This window comes from Flavobacteriales bacterium (assembly GCA_020635795.1).
In the GTDB taxonomy this organism is placed as follows: domain Bacteria; phylum Bacteroidota; class Bacteroidia; order Flavobacteriales_E; family Vicingaceae; genus Vicingus.
Map to the genome: position 1 here is coordinate 164,664 of JACJZD010000004.1, position 17,735 is coordinate 182,398.

Sequence of the window (17,735 nt, forward strand, 5' to 3'; positions counted from 1 at the left end):
GACATGTTAAAAGTATTTTCTCCTTACAATCAAGAATTAATTAAGGAAATACCTTTAAATACTGTCGAAGATGTTGAAAGAGCTTTACATAAGGCTACAGCTGTTTTTAACGATAAACAGAATTGGATGCCCGCTTTTCAGCGAGTAGCTATATTGGAGCGTGTTGTCGAAATAATGACTTCACGAGAAGATTATTTGGCAGATTTAGCAACCAAAGAAGGCGGAAAACCATTAATGGACTCAAAGGTTGAGGTTTTAAGGGCTATAAATGGAGTAAAGATAGCTGCTCAAACGATTAATCAATTGCATGGAGAAGAAATTCCAATGGGATTAACTCCATCTTCAACAAACCGAATATCATTTACAACCAAAGAACCAATTGGAGTGGTGGTGGCGATAAGTGCCTTTAATCATCCACTAAACTTAATTGTACACCAAGTAGCTACGGCTATTGCTGCTGGTTGCCCAGTTATCGTTAAACCAGCGTTAACCACACCATTATCGTGTATAGAGTTTGTTGAAATATTGAAAGAAGCAGGTTTGCCAAGAGATTGGTGTCAGCTTATTATTTGTGAAGATGAGTTGGCGGAAAAATTAGCAACAGATACACGAGTTAACTATTTAACGTTTATTGGTTCTGCTAAAGTTGGTTGGTATTTACGTTCTAAAATTGCTCCAGGAACTCGAATTGCTTTAGAACATGGTGGTGTGGCTCCAGTAATTGTCGAGCAAGATGCTGATGTTGCTGAGTTGATTCCAGCCATAGTAAAAGGTGGCTTTTACCATGCAGGACAAGTTTGTGTTTCCGTGCAACGAGTTTTTGTTCACGAGCAGTTTTTGGATAAGTTTTTACCTTTGTTAGTTAAAGCAACAAATAATACAAAAGTTGGAAATCCACTCGATGAAAAAACACAGGTGGGACCATTAATTTTACCAACAGAAGTAGATAGGGTTGAGGCTTGGGTGAATGAAGCCATAAACGAAGGAGCTGAATTGCTTTGTGGTGGAAAAAGAATATCTTCATCGTGTTTTGAACCAACCGTATTATTGAATCCAAACAAAAATTCAAAAGTATCTGTTCAAGAAATTTTTGGACCAGTAATTTGTATTTATACCTACAAAAAAATTGAAGAAGCCATAAATCAAGCCAATGCATTGTCTTTTGCTTTTCAAGCAGCAGTTTTTACCAAAAACATTGATAAAGCTTTTTCCATCTCAAAACAATTGAATGCCGCAGCAGTTATGATAAACGATCACACTGCTTTCCGAGTAGATTGGATGCCTTTTGGCGGACGAAAATCTTCAGGAATTGGAGTAGGAGGAATTCAATACACCATTAACGAAATGTTACAAGATAAACTGTTGGTAATAAAGACTAACTAACAGTTTTTGTATAAACCACTCCTCTTTCTTCCAAATACTTGATAAAGTAATTGAAACAAGCTTCGTGTTTTCCGACTAATTCTGGTGGAAAAACTCCTTTTTCTTGAAATAAACCATCTAAAAACATATTAGCGGCAGCAGTAGCTGTATAACCTGTTGTTCGTGCCATTGACGATGTTTTTGTTGTTGGATTGTATTCGTCGTATAAATTGTAAACGATGGTTTCTTCTTTTCCGATTGCGTTTATTCCTTTTACAGTAACGCGCATAACAGTCAATTCTGCTTCTGTTTCACCCAATTTCCATTCGTTAAACAATATTTTGCTGGTAAAATCTAACGGAGCAATTTTTTGTCCGTTCACCTCTATGGCTTCCGTATTAAAAAAGCCACTTTCTTTCAACACTTTTATATACTCCACATGACCAGGATAACGTAAGGTTTTCTCTTTCATGTTTTTAATATGTGGCATCGTAAAAATGATGGAGCGTAAACCATCGCTGTTAAACGATTCTAATGTTCCAACTTTATCAAATTCAATGTATTCGCAATCGGTTAAGGCTTCTTTAACTACTACATGGCTATTTTCGACATATCTAGCAGGGCGAGTGTATTCTTCAATCACATCCATTGGCGAAAAAGGTGCTTTGTAGCAAAAAGGCCATTTTTTTACTTTTGGTAAACCGCCAACCAAACATTCAAAATCGGTCAATTTTAGTTTTTCGTTGTAATAGCCTAAAATAATGTTGTCCATACCCGGAGCAACGCCACAATCAACAATAGCCGTTACATTTTTTTGCTTGGCTAAAGTATCTAAATCCAATGAGTTTTCTGGAAAGAAAGAGATGTCAATGACATTTTTTTCAGCTTCAATTATTGCTTTTAAGGTGTTATAACCTAAAAACCCTGGAACTGCACAAATTACCAAATCATAACTTGAAAGATTCGATTTTAGTTTAGCAATATCTGTAACATCAAGTATTTGAGTGCTTAAATCGTTACATTTAGATTTTACCTTATCTAAAACTTGTTCGCTTCTATCGGTAACGGTTACTTGGTGTTTTTTAGTTAAATCAATAGCCATTGCACTTCCAACCATTCCGGCTCCTAAAACAATAATTTTACTCATATCATTAAATTTTTTGTGAAAATAAACAAAAATGGAGTTAACCTGAAATGAAAATCTATTGATAAGTAATGTTTTATTTTATCACCCACCTTTATCCTCCCTCAAGGGAGGAAATTCTCCCCTTTAGAGGGGAGACACAGAGGGGTGAAAACAAAAAAAAACATTCATCAAATGACGGATGCTTTTAATAAAGTGGAGAATATCGGAATCGAACCGACCACCTTCCCGCAATACTGCGGGACGCTCTATTAAACTTTAGAAATTAACCATTCTAAATATGTTCTTCTTTTTTTAGCTTTGATTTCAGATTCTCTTTTTACAGCTTCGCTTCTATTCTCAAAGGTTTCAAAATATTTGATTTGCCAATCAGAAGCACCAAGATTTTTCCTTGTGTTGTGTTCAGATAATCTGCGTTCCAAATTTTCAGTTTGACCGACATAGTATTTGTCGATATTGGAAGAATATAAGATGTAAACGAAATACATAAATTAAATAAAAAAGCATCAGTCAATTGACGGATGCTTTTAATAAAGTGGAGAATATCGGAATCGAACCGACCACCTTCCCGCAATACTGCGGGACGCTCTATTAAACTTTAGAAATTAACCATTCTAAATATGTTCTTCTTTTTTTAGCTTTGATTTCAGATTCTCTTTTTACAGCTTCGCTTCTATTCTCAAAGGTTTCAAAATATTTGATTTGCCAATCAGAAGCACCAAGATTTTTCCTTGTGTTGTGTTCAGATAATCTGCGTTCCAAATTTTCAGTTTGACCGACATAGTATTTGTCGATATTGGAAGAATATAAGATGTAAACGAAATACATAAATTAAATAAAAAAGCATCAGTCAATTGACGGATGCTTTTAATAAAGTGGAGAATATCGGAATCGAACCGACCACCTCTTGCCTGCCAGGCAAGCGCTCTAGCCAAATGAGCTAATTCCCCAATCGGGTGTAAATGTAATAATTTCTATGTATAGGAGTGATTTTAATATTTTAAAATATAAGGTTTTCTTATTTACAGTATTTTTCTCTTTCTAAATCTTCTTTGTGGTTCTGACTCTTAGCATATTTCCAATCTAAGCATGCTCCAGACTTATCTCCCAATTCAAATTTTGAATCTGCTCTTATTCCATAAGCATCAATATTATGTTCATTTAATTCAATAGCTTTAGTACAATCTTCAATCGAACCGACATAATCTTTTAAGTAATATTTAGCCAATCCTCTATTAAAAAAATAGACCTCATCTTCATTATAAAAAATTGCTAAAGAATAATCTTTTATAGCACCTTCAAAGTCACTTTTGAGGAGCTTAGCATATGCCCTGCCAGAATATCCATATTCATTTCCACCTGGCAACGAAAGCTCAATTGATTTACTATAATCTTTAATAGCTTTATCATAATCACCTAATGCTACCATGGAATTACCTCTCCAATTATAATTTATACTATTATTAGGGTCAAAAGCTATTGCTTTAATATAAATAACAATTGCTTCAACATATTTCTTTTCATTATGTTTATCAAGTCCTGCCATTGCAAATTCTGCGCTTTTCATACTTTTTTCTTCAGTACTTAATAATTCTTCCTCAGCACTTAATGTATATTCATCGATAACAATAACTTCTTCTTTATTCTGTTCTTTATTTTCTAATGAGGAATCAGAACAGCCCATTAAAAGACAACAAATAATTATGGAGTATAGTTTCATATTCTATCTAATATAAAGAGAATAGTAAATGTAAGAAGTATAAGAATAACAATCATTATAAGATATCTTAAACATCCACTTCTCCCATTATCTCCATATCTTCCTTTTTGACCAATAGGAGCGACGAAAAATTTGGTAACATTACCTAAGCTCATAGTATAAATATATTAATTTCCTTAAAGGAAATACATTATTAAAAATAAACCAATTACCACAAGCCCTATAATAATGTATGAAATACAGCCATTATTACTACCTCGAATACCCCAGTAACCACCTTTGTGGTTATTGGTTTTACCAACAAGAGCCTCTTTTTCACCAAATCCAGTTTTTTCTACTCCAGCCATTTCTTAAAATTTAAAATGTTGGTATCACAGGCTTGTTATTTAAAATCTTTTCAATTTGTTCGATAACGTCAGGTGTTAATTTGTTTTTTGCATCAATGGCTTTAAAGTTTTCTTTAAGTTGAGCAGTTTTACTTGCTCCAAGAATAACCGTGCTCACCTGTTGGTTTTTTAGACACCAAGCAATAGCTAAAACGGGTAAACTCATTCCCAACTCTTTCGCTAAAACACTTAGTTTTTCAGCTTTTTTAATGTTTTCTTTTTCTAAAACAGATTTTTTTAACCAATCCATTCCTTCCATGTTAAGTCGAGTTCCTTTTGGGTCTTTATTTTGATTGTATTTACCCGTTAACACTCCCGAAGCTAAAGGAGACCAAATCGTAGTTCCTAAACCAACCGTTTTATATATTTGGTCAAATTCTACTTCTACTTTTGCTCTGTGTAGCATGTTGTATTGTGGTTGCTCCATGGTAGGACCAATTAAATTGTACTGTTTAGCAACCATGTGTGCTTCCATAATTTCTTGAGCACTCCATTCAGATGTTCCCCAGTATAAAATTTTACCTTGTGTAATGAGGTTGTGCATCGCCCAAACGGTTTCTTCAATGGGTGTATTTTTGTCGGGTCTATGACAGAAAAACAAATCTAAATAATCCACTTTTAGTCTGTCTAATGCTTGGTGGCAAGCCTCAAAAACATGTTTTCTACTTAAGCCATTTTGGTTGGGTTTTGTATTTTCAGTACCTCTAAAACCAAAAAATACTTTACTCGAAACACAATAAGAATCCCTGTCCCATTTCATTTTCTTCAGCACCTTTCCCATCACTATTTCAGATTCTCCACGAGCATAAATTTCGGCGTTATCAAAAAAATTAACACCATTATCGTAGGCAATTTTCATTAAATCTTCGGCAGTATTGTTTTCTATTTGCTTACCAAAAGTTAACCAACTCCCTAACGATAATTCACTCAATTGTAAACCTGACTTTCCTAATCTTCTGTATTCCATTTTTAAAATTCTATTTGTTTTATTTGCTTTAAAGGTATTAAAAATTATAAATTTGAGGAAACAAAAGCAGGTATGTCAGATAAAATAAACTCAAACAAAGCACCAAAACCAATGGGGTTATATCCTCATGCTCGTAAGGTGGGTAATTTATTGTTTTTATCGGGTGTTGGTCCGAGAGCAGCTGGTTCGGGTAGCGAAGAAGCCAACATACCAGGCTTAAAGTATGATAAAAACGGTAACTACGAGGCTTTTGATTTTGAAGCTCAATGCCGTTCGGTGTTTGATAATGTTAGAGTAATTTTAGAAGAATCTGGTTCTGACTGGGATAAAATTGTGGATGTTACAGTTTTTTTAACTGACATGAAACGTGATTTTAAAACCTACAACCGAGTTTATGCCGAATATTTTAATACCAATCAGCCTTGTAGAACTACCGTTGAGGTAAATGCATTGCCATCACCAATTTGTATTGAATTAAAGTGTATTGCTACAATTTAATTTAAATGTGATTTAGCCCATATTAAAGCTTTTGTTTTAGAGCTAAATACTTTAATGGGATGAATGTCTTTGTTTGATTTCATGAAGAAATTTGAAATTATACGTTGTGCTAAACTTTGTACAACAATAGCTAAAGCCTTTCTATTTTTAATGTGTTCGTCATTTGAAGAAATTTCTCTAGCTTCTTTTGTAATGATAGTATGGTTTCCTGCTTCATAAACAGAAACATAGCATTTTCCTCCCGTCATTTCTTCAGTAACTTTTCTTAATTCAACAACATCTTCTATCTCAATTTCCACATCATCTTTGTATCTAACATTGATTACGCCCTCTTCTAATAAGGAGCAAAAGGCTTTATGTAATTCTACGGTTTTCATTTTTCTAAACCAAAGATAATCAAATAACTAACAGTGAATTATTACTTGAATTAAAAGTTTATTAAAATTCGTTAATTTCGCGTTTCGAAATTAGCCTTAAAAATGAGCAAATACACAGAATATAAAGGATTAAACCTGCCAAATGTTGCCAAAGAAGTATTGGATAGATGGGAGGAAAACAAGGTTTTTGAAAAAAGCGTTGAAACCAGAGAAGGGAACAAACCTTTTGTCTTTTTTGAAGGACCTCCTTCAGCAAATGGGTTACCAGGTATTCACCACGTTATGGGGCGTGCTATAAAAGATATTTTTTGTCGCTACAAAACATTAAAAGGCTATCAAGTTAAACGTAAAGCTGGTTGGGATACGCACGGTTTACCAGTAGAGTTGGGAGTTGAAAAAGAATTGGGAATTACCAAAGAAGATATCGGAAAAAAAATTACAGTTGAAGAATACAACAATGCTTGTAAAGAAGCCGTAATGCGTTACACCGATATTTGGAACAACCTTACCAAACAAATGGGGTATTGGGTGGATATGAACGACCCATACATTACTTACGAAAACAAATACATAGAGTCGGTTTGGTGGTTGTTGGGTGAGTTGTACAAGAAAAACTTGTTGTACAAAGGTTATACCATCCAACCTTATTCACCTGCTGCAGGTACAGGTTTAAGCTCGCACGAGTTAAACCAACCGGGTTGTTACAAAGATGTAAAAGATACAACGGTTGTAGCGCAGTTTAAAAGCCCCCTAACCCCCGAAGGGGGAATGGAAAATTCCATTAGCAAGGCTTTTAATTTGGATAGCGCGTTGGCAAATTCCTCCCCTTCGGGGAGGTTGGGTGGGGCTTTCTTCCTAGCGTGGACAACCACACCTTGGACTTTACCATCGAATACAGCGTTGGCTGTTGGAAAAAATATTGATTATGTGTTGGTAGAAACCTTTAATCAATATACATTTTTACCAGTAAAATTGGTTTTAGCTAAAAACTTGGTGGCTAAACAATTTTCAAAACCTTATTTTGAAAGTGTTTCTGAGGAAGATTTTCAAAATTTTAAAGATGGAGATAAAACCATTCCTTATAAAATTTTAGCTGAATGTAAAGGTTCAGATTTAGTAGATATCCAATACGAACAATTATTGCCTTATGCATTACCTTATGAAAATGCTGATAAAGCTTTTAGAGTAATACCTGGAGATTTTGTAACTACCGAAGATGGAACAGGTATCGTACACATTGCTCCAACTTTTGGTGCTGATGATGCTAAAGTGGCTAAAGAAGCAGGAGTTCCACCAATGTTGGTGTTAGATGAGAACGGAAATGCAGTTCCTTTAGTTGATTTACAAGGTAGATTCCGACCAGAAATGGGTGAGTTTGCAGGTAAATTTGTGAAGAACGAATATTACAATACAGGGGAAGAGCCAGAGAAATCGGTTGATGTAGAAATTGCTATTAAACTGAAAGAAGAAAATAAGGCGTTTAAAGTTGAAAAATACGAACACAGTTATCCGCATTGTTGGAGAACTGATAAGCCTGTTTTATATTACCCATTAGATTCATGGTTTATTAAATCTACTGCGGTTAAAGAGCGTATGATTGCCTTGAACAAAACCATTAACTGGAAACCTGAAAGTACAGGTACAGGAAGGTTTGGTAATTGGTTAGAGAACTTGAACGATTGGAATTTATCGCGTTCGCGTTATTGGGGAATCCCCATTCCAATTTGGAGAACAGAAGATGGTGCGGAGGCAATTTGTATTTCTTCGGTTGAGCAATTAAAAGGAGAAATAGAAAAATCAATGTCAGCAGGGTTAATGATTAAAAACCCATTGGCTGATTTTGTTGTTGGTGATATGACCAAAGCCAATTATGATAAATTCGATTTGCATAAAAATTATGTGGATGAGGTAATCTTGGTTTCTGCATCGGGTAAACCCATGAAACGCGAAACTGATTTAATTGATGTTTGGTTTGATTCGGGTTCTATGCCAACAGCACAGTTGCATTACCCTTTCGAAAATAAAGACTTGATTGAAAAAGAACATTTAGGTGTTGCCGACTTTATTGCTGAAGGTGTTGACCAAACTAGAGGTTGGTTTTTTACGCTTCATGCGATAGCAACTATGGTTTTTGATAATATTGCATACAAAAATGTGGTTTCAAACGGTTTGGTGTTAGACAAAAACGGACAAAAAATGTCTAAACGTTTAGGAAATGCTATCGACCCATTTGAAACATTGGATAAGTATGGTCCTGATGCTACTCGTTGGTACATGATTACCAATGCCCAACCTTGGGATAATTTACGATTTGATATTGATGGAATAGCTGAAGTTCAACGTAAGTTTTTTGGAACATTATACAACACTTACGGTTTCTTTGCTTTGTATGCCAATCTTGATGGGTTTAAGTACCAAGAAGCTGAAATTGCATTAGAAAAACGACCAGAAATTGATCGTTGGATCATTTCAAAACTCAACTCCTTAATCAAAGAAGTGGATGAGTTGTACAACACTTACGAGCCTACAAAAGCTGGTCGTGCTGTTCAAGAATTTGTAAACGACCATTTAAGTAATTGGTACGTTCGTTTGTGTAGAAGACGTTTCTGGAAAGGAGATTATTCTGAAGATAAAATTGCAGCGTATCAAACCTTGTATCGTTGTTTGGAAGTAGTGGCTCAATTATCATCACCAATTGCACCATTTTATTCCGATAAATTGTATACCGATTTAAGCAAAATTAGTGGTAAAGGAAATGCTGTATCAGTGCATTTGTCCGATTTTCCTGCGGCAAACGAAAGTTATATTGATGTTGATTTAGAGCAACGAATGGAAATTGCTCAGCAAGTTTCGTCGATGGTATTGAGTTTGAGAAAAAAAGAACAGATAAAAGTTCGTCAGCCCTTGCAAAAAATAATGGTGCCAATTTTAGATGAAAAATTTAAACGTCAATTACAGGATGTTGCTGATTTGATTCTTTCTGAAGTTAATGTTAAAGAAATTGAATATTTAGAAGATACAGCGGGAGTTTTGGTGAAAAGCATTAAACCAAATTTTAAGACTTTAGGTCCTAAATATGGTAAAATCATGAAACAAATAGCTGCTGTTGTTACTCAGTTTAATCAGGATGATATCCAAAATTTTGAAAAAAACAATGGAGTAAAACTGACTGTTGAAGGAGAAGAAGTAGTGTTAGATAACAACGATGTTGAAATTGCCACACAAGATATCCCAGGATGGTTGGTGGTTACCGAAAATGGATTAACAGTGGCCTTAGATATAACACTTTCTCAAGAATTAAAAGAAGAAGGAATTGCTCGTGAGTTTATTAATAGAATTCAAAACTTGCGAAAAGACAGCGGTTTTGAAGTAACGGATAAAATTTCGCTTAAAATTGTAAAACACGACGAAATAAATGAAGCAATAATTAAGAATAAAAATTATATTTGCTCTGAAACTTTAACCAATAAATTAGATTTAGTAGAAGTTTTAGAACAAAATAACGGAGTTCTCGTAGAATTGGACGAAAATGTGTCTACGTTAATCTCGATAGATAAATTAAATTAAAACGATATGGCAGAAAAAAATAGATATACAGACGAAGAATTGGCAATGTTTAAAGCCTTGATTGAAAAAAAAGTTGAAGCAGCTAAGTTAGATTTAGATGGTTTAAAATCTTCTTTATCTCATGCTGATGATAATGGTACAAACGACACCTTACATTCTTTTAATATGATGGAAGATGGTGCGGGAACATTATCTAGAGAGGAAGTGGCTCAGTTAGCACAGCGTCAAGAAAAATTTGTAAAAAACTTAGAAAACGCTTTGATTAGAATTCAAAACAAAACCTATGGTATTTGTAGAGTTACAGGTAAATTAATCAAAAAAGAACGATTAATGGCAGTACCTCACGCAACATTAAGTATTGAAGCTAAAGAAGCTCAAGGATAATTAAAAAAATAAAAAGTGTTAAAAGTCGCTTCATTGTTTAACTTTGAAGCGATTTTTTTTAATCATCCATGAAGAAATTTTTAAATTTTATAAGTCACCCCGTTACCATCATCTTTTTGGTTTTATTGGTAGACCAATATTCAAAAATTTGGGTAAAGACCCATATGATGTTGGGGCAAGAATTTCCTGTATTTGGTAATTGGTTTTACATCAATTTTATTGAAAATCCGGGTATGGCATTTGGAATGGAATTCGGTGGAGATTACGGAAAATTAGCCTTGAGTATATTTCGAATTGTTGCTGTTTCGGCAATAGGTTATGTGTTGTTTACGCTACCAAAAGAAACCCCAAAAGGATTAAAAATTTGTGGAGCTTTAGTGCTTGCAGGTGCTTTAGGTAATATTATTGATAGTGCTTTTTATGGAAAAATTTTTAACAGCAGTTTGAACCAAATTGCAACTTTTTTACCTGAAGGAGGTGGTTACTCTTCTTTTTTACATGGAAGAGTTGTAGATATGTTCTTTTTTCCACTTTTTCATGGAGTTTTCCCAGATTGGTTTCCATTTTGGGGAGGCGAGGAATATTTATTTTTCCGCCCAGTTTTTAATGTTGCCGATGCTTCAATTTCTATTGGAATAGCCTTGATTTTCATCTTTCACAGAGACTTTTTTAAAACAAAACCAATCAATAAAGACGAAGAAGTAACCATTTGAAACTAAATACGTAAAGCAGTTACGTGTTTATTATTCTTATGGTTATGAAAAAAAATTATTTTTTAGGTGTTGTGTTAGGGTTTTTAACATTGTCGTTAGTTGCTCAAACGCCGTTTATACAACCAACAAAGGTTGTATCACCCAAAATAGCTGAAATAACCTCGTTATACAAAGCAAATAGTTGTATTGATATTATTGAATATCCAGCTTCAAAGGCATCAGATATTTTGCTCGATACCATGGAATATACCACCTATATTGGTGCAGTTGGTCAGATTTATTATTTTGCAGGCAATGGATTGGTGCATGGTATTAATACCTACATGACTTTGGATTTAGATGGTATTCCTGGAAATAAAGATTCGGTAAGTATGGTTATTAGTGTTAGAGATTTGGGTGCAGGACTAAAACCAACCACTATTTTAGGCTCTGATACAGTTTTTGTTCATGATGTTGGATTTGCTACTCAAAATTTAATGTTTTCAACACCAATAGCTGTTTCCGATTCGTTTGTTGTGGTTATTGAAATAGATACATTAAATCCATCTAACCCATATTATGCTACTAACGATTACGGTGATGGTGCTGCCGAAAAACTGAGTGTGTTGGCTTATCAAGGTGTTTGGTACAATTTATACATTGCTTATGCTGGTTCTTGGGATGTAGACATGATAATCAATCCAATTTTTGAAGATTTGGTTGTACCGAATTATTCGGTTGACACCAATGATGTTTGTATAGGAACACCAATAACATTTACGAATAACTCATCAATAGTGTATAACGCTATGTTTAATCCTGCTAAACCTTCATTTAGTTTAGATGTTGACGAGTTTTTAACTGTTGTTTCATTCGATTCTAATTATACGCATACTTATTCAAGCGGAGGAGTTTATAATACCAATTTTGAAATTGTACAATATGGATACTCTTTAAATTGTGTAATTGATTCAATCATGCCTGTTACGATTATAGATACTGCCTCTGCAAACTTCAGTTTTAATCATTTGGGTAGTGGAACATACCAATTTACAGATGCCTCGTTAAATGGAACTACTTATTATTGGGATTTTGGTGATGGAGATACTGCTACCACACAAAATCCTATCCATACCTTTTCAACTCCTGCAAATTATACAGTTTGTTTAACAGTTGTTAATGATAGTGCATGTGGCTCAAGCCAAAATTGCCAAACAGTTTCATTTGTAGTAGGACAGAAAGAAATAGCTACGTCAAAAGAAGTGAAAATTTATCCTATTCCAGCCAAACGATTTTTTACCGTTGAAATTCCAACGAGCTATATCGAACCAACGGTTATAGTTACTGATATTGTGGGTAAGAAAATAAAAACCATTGAGGATATTAATTTATCGAAAGTAAAAATTCTTACCGATGAGTTTAATTCGGGGGTTTATTTTGTGTCGGTAACATCCAACGGACAAAAGGTATTTACCAAAAGAATTGTAGTAGATAAATAATACATAAACAGTTATTTAAAGCCCTTTAGATAAATGTCTAAAGGGCTTTTTTATTTTCCGATATTGGGTATATTTGCAACCTCAAAAAATTTAGTGAAACGCTATTTTGAAAAAAATAGTTAGTTGAACTTATCTCGTTGAAAAACGAGATCTAAAAAATAAAGATGGATAGAAAAGTAAGAGTAAGGTTTGCACCAAGTCCGACAGGGCCATTGCACATTGGTGGTGTAAGAACAGCATTGTACAATTATTTGTTTGCAAAAAAGCATGGTGGTGATTTTTTGTTGAGAATTGAAGATACCGACCAAACAAGATATGTAGCTGGTGCTGAAGATTACATTTTAGAATCGTTAAAGTGGTCAGGGTTGAAGTTTGACGAAGGTGTTGGTGTTGAAGGTGGTGAATGTGGACCATACCGCCAGTCGGAAAGAAATAAATTAGGTATATATAAAAAATACGTTGACCAACTTTTAGAAGCCGGACATGCTTATTATGCATTTGATACACCTGATGAATTGGAAGCAATGCGTGAGCGATTAAAAGCAGAAGGAGGTTCATCTCAACAATACGATTGTACCACTCGTCATTCTATGAAAAATGCTATCTCACTTTCTGCGGAGGAAGTGAAGAGTAGATTAGCATCTGGAGCACCATATGTGGTTCGTGTTAAAATTCCTCGTAACGAAGAAATAAAATTTAAAGATATTATTAGAGGTTGGGTGGTTGTAGATTCAACTAATCTTGACGATAAAGTATTGTACAAATCTGACGGAATGCCAACTTATCATTTGGCAAATGTAGTTGACGATTATTTGATGAAAATTTCTCATGTAATTAGAGGTGAAGAATGGTTGCCATCAGGTCCATTGCATGTATTGTTGTATCGTTTTTTAGGTTGGGAAGATGTGATGCCTGAATTTGCCCATTTACCTCTGTTATTAAAACCTGATGGAAATGGTAAATTAAGTAAGCGTGATGGAGATCGATTAGGATTTCCAGTTTTTCCTATTGAATGGACATCACCAGAAGGGGAAATTTCTAATGGATATAGAGAAAGTGGTTATTTCCCTGAATCATTCATCAACATGTTGGCTTTTTTAGGCTGGAACCCAGGAACTGAACAAGAGATATTTTCATTAGAACAATTGATTCAATCGTTTGATTTGGAAAGAGTAGGGAAATCAGGTGCAAAGTTTGATCCAGAGAAAACCAAGTGGTTTAACGAGCAGTATTTGAGAGCAAAATCTAACGAAGAATTGGCTCAATTAATAAAACCTATACTTGAATCAGAAGGGATTATTAATATTGATAAAAAGGTTGTTGAATCAGTTTGTGGGTTAATGAAAGAACGAGCTACGTTTTTAGGAGATATTTATAAAAATGGAAGTTACTTTTTTACTGCACCAACTTTGTACGATGCTGAAACAGTAAAGAAAAAATGGAAAGAAGATTCTCCTAAAATTGTTGCAGAATTAATAACTGTTTTTTCGAATACTGAATTTAAAGCTACGGTTTTAGAAGCAGCTTTTAAAACCTATGTTGAAGAAAAAGGGATAGGTTTTGGATTAGCAATGATAGCAATCAGACTAGCTATTACGGGTGTTGGAGGTGGTCCTTCTTTGTTCGATATTATGGAAGTAATTGGTAAAGAAGAATCGATTAAAAGATTAAATGCAGGTATTGAGAATATTAAAAATGAGATTACAGCCTAATGGAAAATAATAACGAAGAACACAAACCGCTTAATTTTATTGAGCAAATTATTGAAGAAGATTTAAAGGCTGGATATACCACCGATAAATTAAAATTCAGATTTCCTCCAGAGCCTAATGGTTATTTACACATTGGTCATGCTAAAGCATTTTGTTTAAATTTTGGTTTAGGTGAAAAATACAATACACCTGTTAATTTGAGGTTTGATGATACCAACCCTTCAAAAGAAGAACAAGAGTATGTTGATGCTATTAAGTATGATTTGGCTTGGATGGGTTTTAAATGGGCTGAAGAATGTTATTCATCAGATTATTTTCAACAGTTATACGATTGGGCTGTTGAAATGATTAAAAACGGTAAGGCTTACGTCGACTCGCAATCATCAGAAGAAATGGCTAAACAAAAAGGTACACCAACTACAACTGGGGTTGATGGACCATATAGAAATAGAAGTGTAGAAGAAAATCTAGACTTGTTTAACAAAATGAAACAAGGTGAATTTAAGGAAGGCGAACACGTGTTGAGAGCAAAAATTGATATGACCCACACCAACATGTTAATGAGAGATCCGATTATGTATCGAGTAATGCACAAACATCATCACCGAACAGGAAACGATTGGTGTATTTACCCGATGTACGATTGGGCGCATGGTGAATCGGATTATGTGGAGCAAATTTCACATTCACTTTGTTCGTTAGAATTTAAACCTCACAGAGAATTGTACGATTGGTTTTTAGACCAAGTGTATGACGAGAAAAAACTACGCCCCAAACAACGTGAATTTTCAAGGCTTAATGTGAATTACACGGTAATGAGCAAGAGAAAACTCATTCAGTTGGTTGAAGAAAAGATGGTTTCTGGTTGGGACGATCCTCGAATGCCTACTATTTCAGGGTTACGACGAAGAGGATATACACCTGCGTCTATTCGAAAATTTATTGATACAGCAGGCGTTTCTAAAAGAGGTCAAGTGATTGATGTTGCCTTGTTAGAATCATGTATTCGTGCTGATTTAAATAAAACAACCAACAGATTAATGGCGGTGTTAAACCCATTAAAATTGGTTATTATTAATTATCCTGAAGGAAAAACTGAAACTGTTTTTGCTGAAAATAACCCAGAAGATGAAAATGCAGGGCACCGTGAAATGATTTTCTCAAGAGAAATTTATATTGAGCATGACGATTTTATGGAAGAATGCCCAAACAAGGTATTTAAATTGGGTATAGGGAAAGAAGTTCGTTTAAAACACGGCTACATTATTTTCGGACAAGAAGTGATAAAAGATGCTCAGGGAAATGTTGTTGAGGTAAGATGTACCTACGATGAAAAAAGCAAGAGTGGAAGTGGCTCGGAAGAAAGTAAACGAAAGGTTCAAGGTACTTTGCAATGGGTTTCAGCTTCGCACAATGTTAATGCACAAGTTAACATTTACGACAGGTTGTTTACTGTAGAATTACCAGATGCAGAAAAAGAGGTAGATTTTAAAACTTTGATTAATAAAGATTCGCTAACTGTTTTAAAGGATTGTAAAGTTGAGCTAGCGGTTAAAGGAGCTAAGCCTCAAGAAAAATTTCAATTTCAACGAATTGGTTACTTCTGTGTAGATAAAGATTCGACTGCAGATAACTTGATATTCAATAGAACTGCAACATTGAAAGATGGTTGGGGAGGAGATAAGAAATAATGGGAAAAATTTACGTTGAAGGAGTAAAAATTTACGCTTATCATGGTTGCTTTAAAGAAGAAACCTTGATAGGAACACATTTTTTAGTAGATGTGGTGTTGGATGTAGATTTAAAAAAATCTTCACTGTCTGATAATTTGGAAGATACGGTGAATTATCAAACTGTTTTTCATGTTATAAAAAAAGAAATGGAAATACCTTCAAAATTATTAGAGCATGTTGCAGGTAGATGCGTAAAAAATTTATTTTCTTCTTTCCCTTCTATTGAAACAATTGATATTAAAATTTCTAAGTTAAACCCTCCTTTGGGTGGACATATTGATGCTGTTGCAGTTAAGCTTATCGAACATCGAAAATAACACTAAAATCACGCAAAAGATTTGTTCTAAATGCAAGGAACCATTTGGTTGTCAGAATTTAGAACGAGGTTGTTGGTGCGAGAATCACCAATTAACAGCCGAGCAACTTACCTATCTTAAAGAAAACTACGACAACTGTTTGTGCGAAAAATGCATTTTAGCATTAAAAATTAAGTAGATATACTTAATTTTTATACGTTTTTGAGTAGTTTAAATTACCAATAATTACCGTTTTTATTTTTATACTTTATTATAACCTTTACCTTATAAATATTTTAGGTATGGAAAAAATAAAATTATTGTTGGTTGATGATAGAGATATTATAAGGGATTGTATCCGAATACTTTTAAAACGTTCAAAACAGATAGAGATAGTTGCTGAAGCAGCAGATGGTTTGGAAGCTTTATTTGCTGTTCAAAATGTTAACTATGATGTAGTATTAATGGATTACAGCATGCCAGAAATGAATGGTTTAGAAGCACTTAAAGGGATTATAGATACCAATCCGAATGCTAAAATCATTATTTTTTCATTTTTAAATAACCCTTTCGAAATTAAAACATTACTAGATGCAGGAGCTTTGGGTTATATAAATAAAGATTCAGAAATAAGTGTTTATGAAGAAGCTATAAAAGAGGTGTTTAAAGGGAACATGTTTTTATGCGATAAAACCAAGCAGTTGCTTGCTTTTAATGCTTTACCAAGTTAACGTTTAAAAAAGTTTTTCATAAATCGAACATACTCTTTTCGAACAGCACTTGATGTAAACAAACCTAAAAACAATTCCCAAGCATTGTGGTAAGTTTTTTGTTCGCTTTTTTGTTCAATATTTACTTCTTGTTTATTGTTTTTTGCCTCTGGGTTGTAACCAATTATTTTGTTCGACTTTTTAAAATTTTGTTTAGCCTCTTTAAAATTCCCTTTTTGTTCTTGCAATAAACCCAAGTTGTTGTATGCAATTTCATCTTCAGGGTCTAATGCTATGGCTTTTTGGTAGTCTTCAATAGCACCATCAATATCTACATAAGCTCTTATAAAAGCCCTGCTGGTATATCTATAAGGATTGTTTGAGTCCAACTCTACTGCTTTGTTCAAATCTAGCATAGCCAGTTCTAATTGTTCGTTTTTAAATAAAGAAATGGCTCTTTCACAAAGCAATGTGGGTTCGTCGGGTAACTTGTTTAGTAAAGCATTAAAATCAGTAATAGAAGCATTAAATTTATCTATTTTACGTAAACACACCCCTCTATAAAACAATCCGTCTGCATGATTGGGATATGCTTCAAGAAAAGAGTTTAACGTTTCAATAGCAGCATCAAATTTTTGTTCTTGATACAATTTTTTTCCCTCTTCTAACCGTTGCATATAAATTATTT

19 protein-coding genes and 1 tRNA gene are annotated in these 17,735 nt (G+C 34.1%); 11 read left to right on the forward strand and 9 right to left on the reverse strand.

Features of this window, described 5'->3' with window-relative positions; all coding sequences use genetic code 11:
• Nucleotides 1-3 precede the first annotated feature (3 nt).
• Nucleotides 4-1,383, forward strand: a complete 1,380-nt coding sequence (locus H6589_11010; protein MCB9175127.1) for an aldehyde dehydrogenase family protein — start codon at nt 4-6, stop codon at nt 1,381-1,383.
• Here H6589_11010 and H6589_11015 read toward each other — a convergent pair.
• The 7 genes from H6589_11015 to H6589_11045 form a co-directional block, all read right to left on the reverse strand.
• Nucleotides 1,376-2,509: a saccharopine dehydrogenase NADP-binding domain-containing protein gene (locus H6589_11015; GenBank protein MCB9175128.1), complete on the reverse strand. Its 1,134-nt coding sequence runs from the start codon at nt 2,507-2,509 to the stop codon at nt 1,376-1,378. The genes H6589_11010 and H6589_11015 overlap by 8 nt on opposite strands.
• 248 nt (nt 2,510-2,757) lie before the next feature.
• Nucleotides 2,758-2,994 (reverse strand): GIY-YIG nuclease family protein, encoded by a 237-nt coding sequence (locus tag H6589_11020; GenBank protein MCB9175129.1) that lies wholly within the window; start codon nt 2,992-2,994, stop codon nt 2,758-2,760.
• Nucleotides 2,995-3,097: 103 nt separating this feature from the next.
• Nucleotides 3,098-3,334 carry a GIY-YIG nuclease family protein gene (locus H6589_11025; protein ID MCB9175130.1) on the reverse strand — a complete coding sequence of 79 codons (237 nt, stop codon included), beginning with the start codon at nt 3,332-3,334 and terminating at the stop codon, nt 3,098-3,100.
• Nucleotides 3,335-3,382: 48 nt separating this feature from the next.
• Nucleotides 3,383-3,456, reverse strand: a tRNA-Ala gene (locus H6589_11030).
• A gap of 68 nt (nt 3,457-3,524) precedes the next feature.
• Nucleotides 3,525-4,226: a tetratricopeptide repeat protein gene (locus tag H6589_11035; protein MCB9175131.1), complete on the reverse strand. Its 702-nt coding sequence runs from the start codon at nt 4,224-4,226 to the stop codon at nt 3,525-3,527.
• Nucleotides 4,227-4,402: 176 nt separating this feature from the next.
• Nucleotides 4,403-4,573 (reverse strand): hypothetical protein, encoded by a 171-nt coding sequence (locus tag H6589_11040; GenBank protein ID MCB9175132.1) that lies wholly within the window; start codon nt 4,571-4,573, stop codon nt 4,403-4,405.
• Nucleotides 4,574-4,583: 10 nt separating this feature from the next.
• Nucleotides 4,584-5,579, reverse strand: coding sequence for an aldo/keto reductase (locus tag H6589_11045; GenBank protein ID MCB9175133.1), 996 nt, complete (start codon nt 5,577-5,579; stop codon nt 4,584-4,586).
• 72 nt (nt 5,580-5,651) lie between these two features.
• On the opposite strand from H6589_11045, the gene H6589_11050 reads away from it, so the two are divergent.
• The gene (locus H6589_11050; protein ID MCB9175134.1) at nt 5,652-6,077 is read left to right on the forward strand and encodes a RidA family protein; all 426 of its coding nucleotides are present in this window, start codon (nt 5,652-5,654) and stop codon (nt 6,075-6,077) included.
• Here the strand turns inward: H6589_11050 and H6589_11055 are convergent.
• Nucleotides 6,074-6,454 carry a hypothetical protein gene (locus H6589_11055; GenBank protein MCB9175135.1) on the reverse strand — a complete coding sequence of 127 codons (381 nt, stop codon included), beginning with the start codon at nt 6,452-6,454 and terminating at the stop codon, nt 6,074-6,076. The two genes, H6589_11050 and H6589_11055, sit on opposite strands and share 4 nt — an antisense overlap.
• Before the next feature lie 102 nt (nt 6,455-6,556).
• On the opposite strand from H6589_11055, the gene H6589_11060 reads away from it, so the two are divergent.
• The 9 genes from H6589_11060 (at nt 6,557) to H6589_11100 (ending at nt 17,068) form a co-directional block, all read left to right on the forward strand.
• Nucleotides 6,557-10,021, forward strand: a complete 3,465-nt coding sequence (locus H6589_11060) for an isoleucine--tRNA ligase (protein ID MCB9175136.1) — start codon at nt 6,557-6,559, stop codon at nt 10,019-10,021.
• 6 nt (nt 10,022-10,027) lie between these two features.
• Complete coding sequence (locus tag H6589_11065) at nt 10,028-10,405, forward strand: TraR/DksA C4-type zinc finger protein (protein MCB9175137.1); 378 nt, start codon at nt 10,028-10,030, stop codon at nt 10,403-10,405.
• A 68-nt stretch (nt 10,406-10,473) separates the two neighbouring features.
• A complete protein-coding gene (locus tag H6589_11070; protein ID MCB9175138.1) occupies nt 10,474-11,118 on the forward strand; it encodes a lipoprotein signal peptidase in 645 nt (214 codons plus the stop codon).
• Between the two features lie 44 nt (nt 11,119-11,162).
• Nucleotides 11,163-12,596, forward strand: a complete 1,434-nt coding sequence (locus tag H6589_11075; GenBank protein ID MCB9175139.1) for a PKD domain-containing protein — start codon at nt 11,163-11,165, stop codon at nt 12,594-12,596.
• Between the two features lie 164 nt (nt 12,597-12,760).
• On the forward strand, nt 12,761-14,308 hold the full coding sequence (locus tag H6589_11080; protein ID MCB9175140.1) for a glutamate--tRNA ligase: 1,548 nt from the start codon (nt 12,761-12,763) through the stop codon (nt 14,306-14,308).
• A complete protein-coding gene (locus H6589_11085) occupies nt 14,308-15,999 on the forward strand; it encodes a glutamine--tRNA ligase/YqeY domain fusion protein (GenBank protein ID MCB9175141.1) in 1,692 nt (563 codons plus the stop codon). The genes H6589_11080 and H6589_11085 overlap by 1 nt, the downstream gene beginning before the upstream one ends.
• Nucleotides 15,999-16,358: a dihydroneopterin aldolase gene (gene folB / locus H6589_11090; GenBank protein ID MCB9175142.1), complete on the forward strand. Its 360-nt coding sequence runs from the start codon at nt 15,999-16,001 to the stop codon at nt 16,356-16,358. Before H6589_11085 ends, folB begins: the two co-directional genes overlap by 1 nt.
• Nucleotides 16,327-16,536: a cysteine-rich CWC family protein gene (locus tag H6589_11095; protein ID MCB9175143.1), complete on the forward strand. Its 210-nt coding sequence runs from the start codon at nt 16,327-16,329 to the stop codon at nt 16,534-16,536. The genes folB and H6589_11095 overlap by 32 nt, the downstream gene beginning before the upstream one ends.
• A 103-nt stretch (nt 16,537-16,639) precedes the next feature.
• Nucleotides 16,640-17,068, forward strand: a complete 429-nt coding sequence (locus H6589_11100) for a response regulator transcription factor (protein ID MCB9175144.1) — start codon at nt 16,640-16,642, stop codon at nt 17,066-17,068.
• Here H6589_11100 and H6589_11105 read toward each other — a convergent pair.
• Nucleotides 17,065-17,724, reverse strand: coding sequence for a tetratricopeptide repeat protein (locus tag H6589_11105; protein MCB9175145.1), 660 nt, complete (start codon nt 17,722-17,724; stop codon nt 17,065-17,067). The two genes, H6589_11100 and H6589_11105, sit on opposite strands and share 4 nt — an antisense overlap.
• Nucleotides 17,725-17,735 lie beyond the last annotated feature (11 nt).

Excerpts from the sequence above, each read along its gene's own strand:
- H6589_11010 (MCB9175127.1), top strand. The coding sequence starts at position 4 with ATGTTAAAAGTATTTTCTCCTTACAATCAAGAATTAATTAAGGAAATA.
- H6589_11020 (MCB9175129.1), bottom strand. The coding sequence starts at position 2,994 with ATGTATTTCGTTTACATCTTATATTCTTCCAATATCGACAAATACTAT.
- H6589_11070 (MCB9175138.1), top strand. The coding sequence starts at position 10,474 with ATGAAGAAATTTTTAAATTTTATAAGTCACCCCGTTACCATCATCTTT.
- H6589_11105 (MCB9175145.1), bottom strand. The coding sequence starts at position 17,724 with ATGCAACGGTTAGAAGAGGGAAAAAAATTGTATCAAGAACAAAAATTT.
- H6589_11025 (MCB9175130.1), bottom strand. The coding sequence starts at position 3,334 with ATGTATTTCGTTTACATCTTATATTCTTCCAATATCGACAAATACTAT.
- H6589_11085 (MCB9175141.1), top strand. The coding sequence starts at position 14,308 with ATGGAAAATAATAACGAAGAACACAAACCGCTTAATTTTATTGAGCAA.
- H6589_11100 (MCB9175144.1), top strand. The coding sequence starts at position 16,640 with ATGGAAAAAATAAAATTATTGTTGGTTGATGATAGAGATATTATAAGG.
- H6589_11065 (MCB9175137.1), top strand. The coding sequence starts at position 10,028 with ATGGCAGAAAAAAATAGATATACAGACGAAGAATTGGCAATGTTTAAA.
- H6589_11040 (MCB9175132.1), bottom strand. The coding sequence starts at position 4,573 with ATGGCTGGAGTAGAAAAAACTGGATTTGGTGAAAAAGAGGCTCTTGTT.
- H6589_11035 (MCB9175131.1), bottom strand. The coding sequence starts at position 4,226 with ATGAAACTATACTCCATAATTATTTGTTGTCTTTTAATGGGCTGTTCT.
- H6589_11055 (MCB9175135.1), bottom strand. The coding sequence starts at position 6,454 with ATGAAAACCGTAGAATTACATAAAGCCTTTTGCTCCTTATTAGAAGAG.
- H6589_11015 (MCB9175128.1), bottom strand. The coding sequence starts at position 2,509 with ATGAGTAAAATTATTGTTTTAGGAGCCGGAATGGTTGGAAGTGCAATG.
- H6589_11045 (MCB9175133.1), bottom strand. The coding sequence starts at position 5,579 with ATGGAATACAGAAGATTAGGAAAGTCAGGTTTACAATTGAGTGAATTA.
- H6589_11080 (MCB9175140.1), top strand. The coding sequence starts at position 12,761 with ATGGATAGAAAAGTAAGAGTAAGGTTTGCACCAAGTCCGACAGGGCCA.
- H6589_11060 (MCB9175136.1), top strand. The coding sequence starts at position 6,557 with ATGAGCAAATACACAGAATATAAAGGATTAAACCTGCCAAATGTTGCC.
- H6589_11050 (MCB9175134.1), top strand. The coding sequence starts at position 5,652 with ATGTCAGATAAAATAAACTCAAACAAAGCACCAAAACCAATGGGGTTA.
- H6589_11075 (MCB9175139.1), top strand. The coding sequence starts at position 11,163 with ATGAAAAAAAATTATTTTTTAGGTGTTGTGTTAGGGTTTTTAACATTG.
- folB (MCB9175142.1), top strand. The coding sequence starts at position 15,999 with ATGGGAAAAATTTACGTTGAAGGAGTAAAAATTTACGCTTATCATGGT.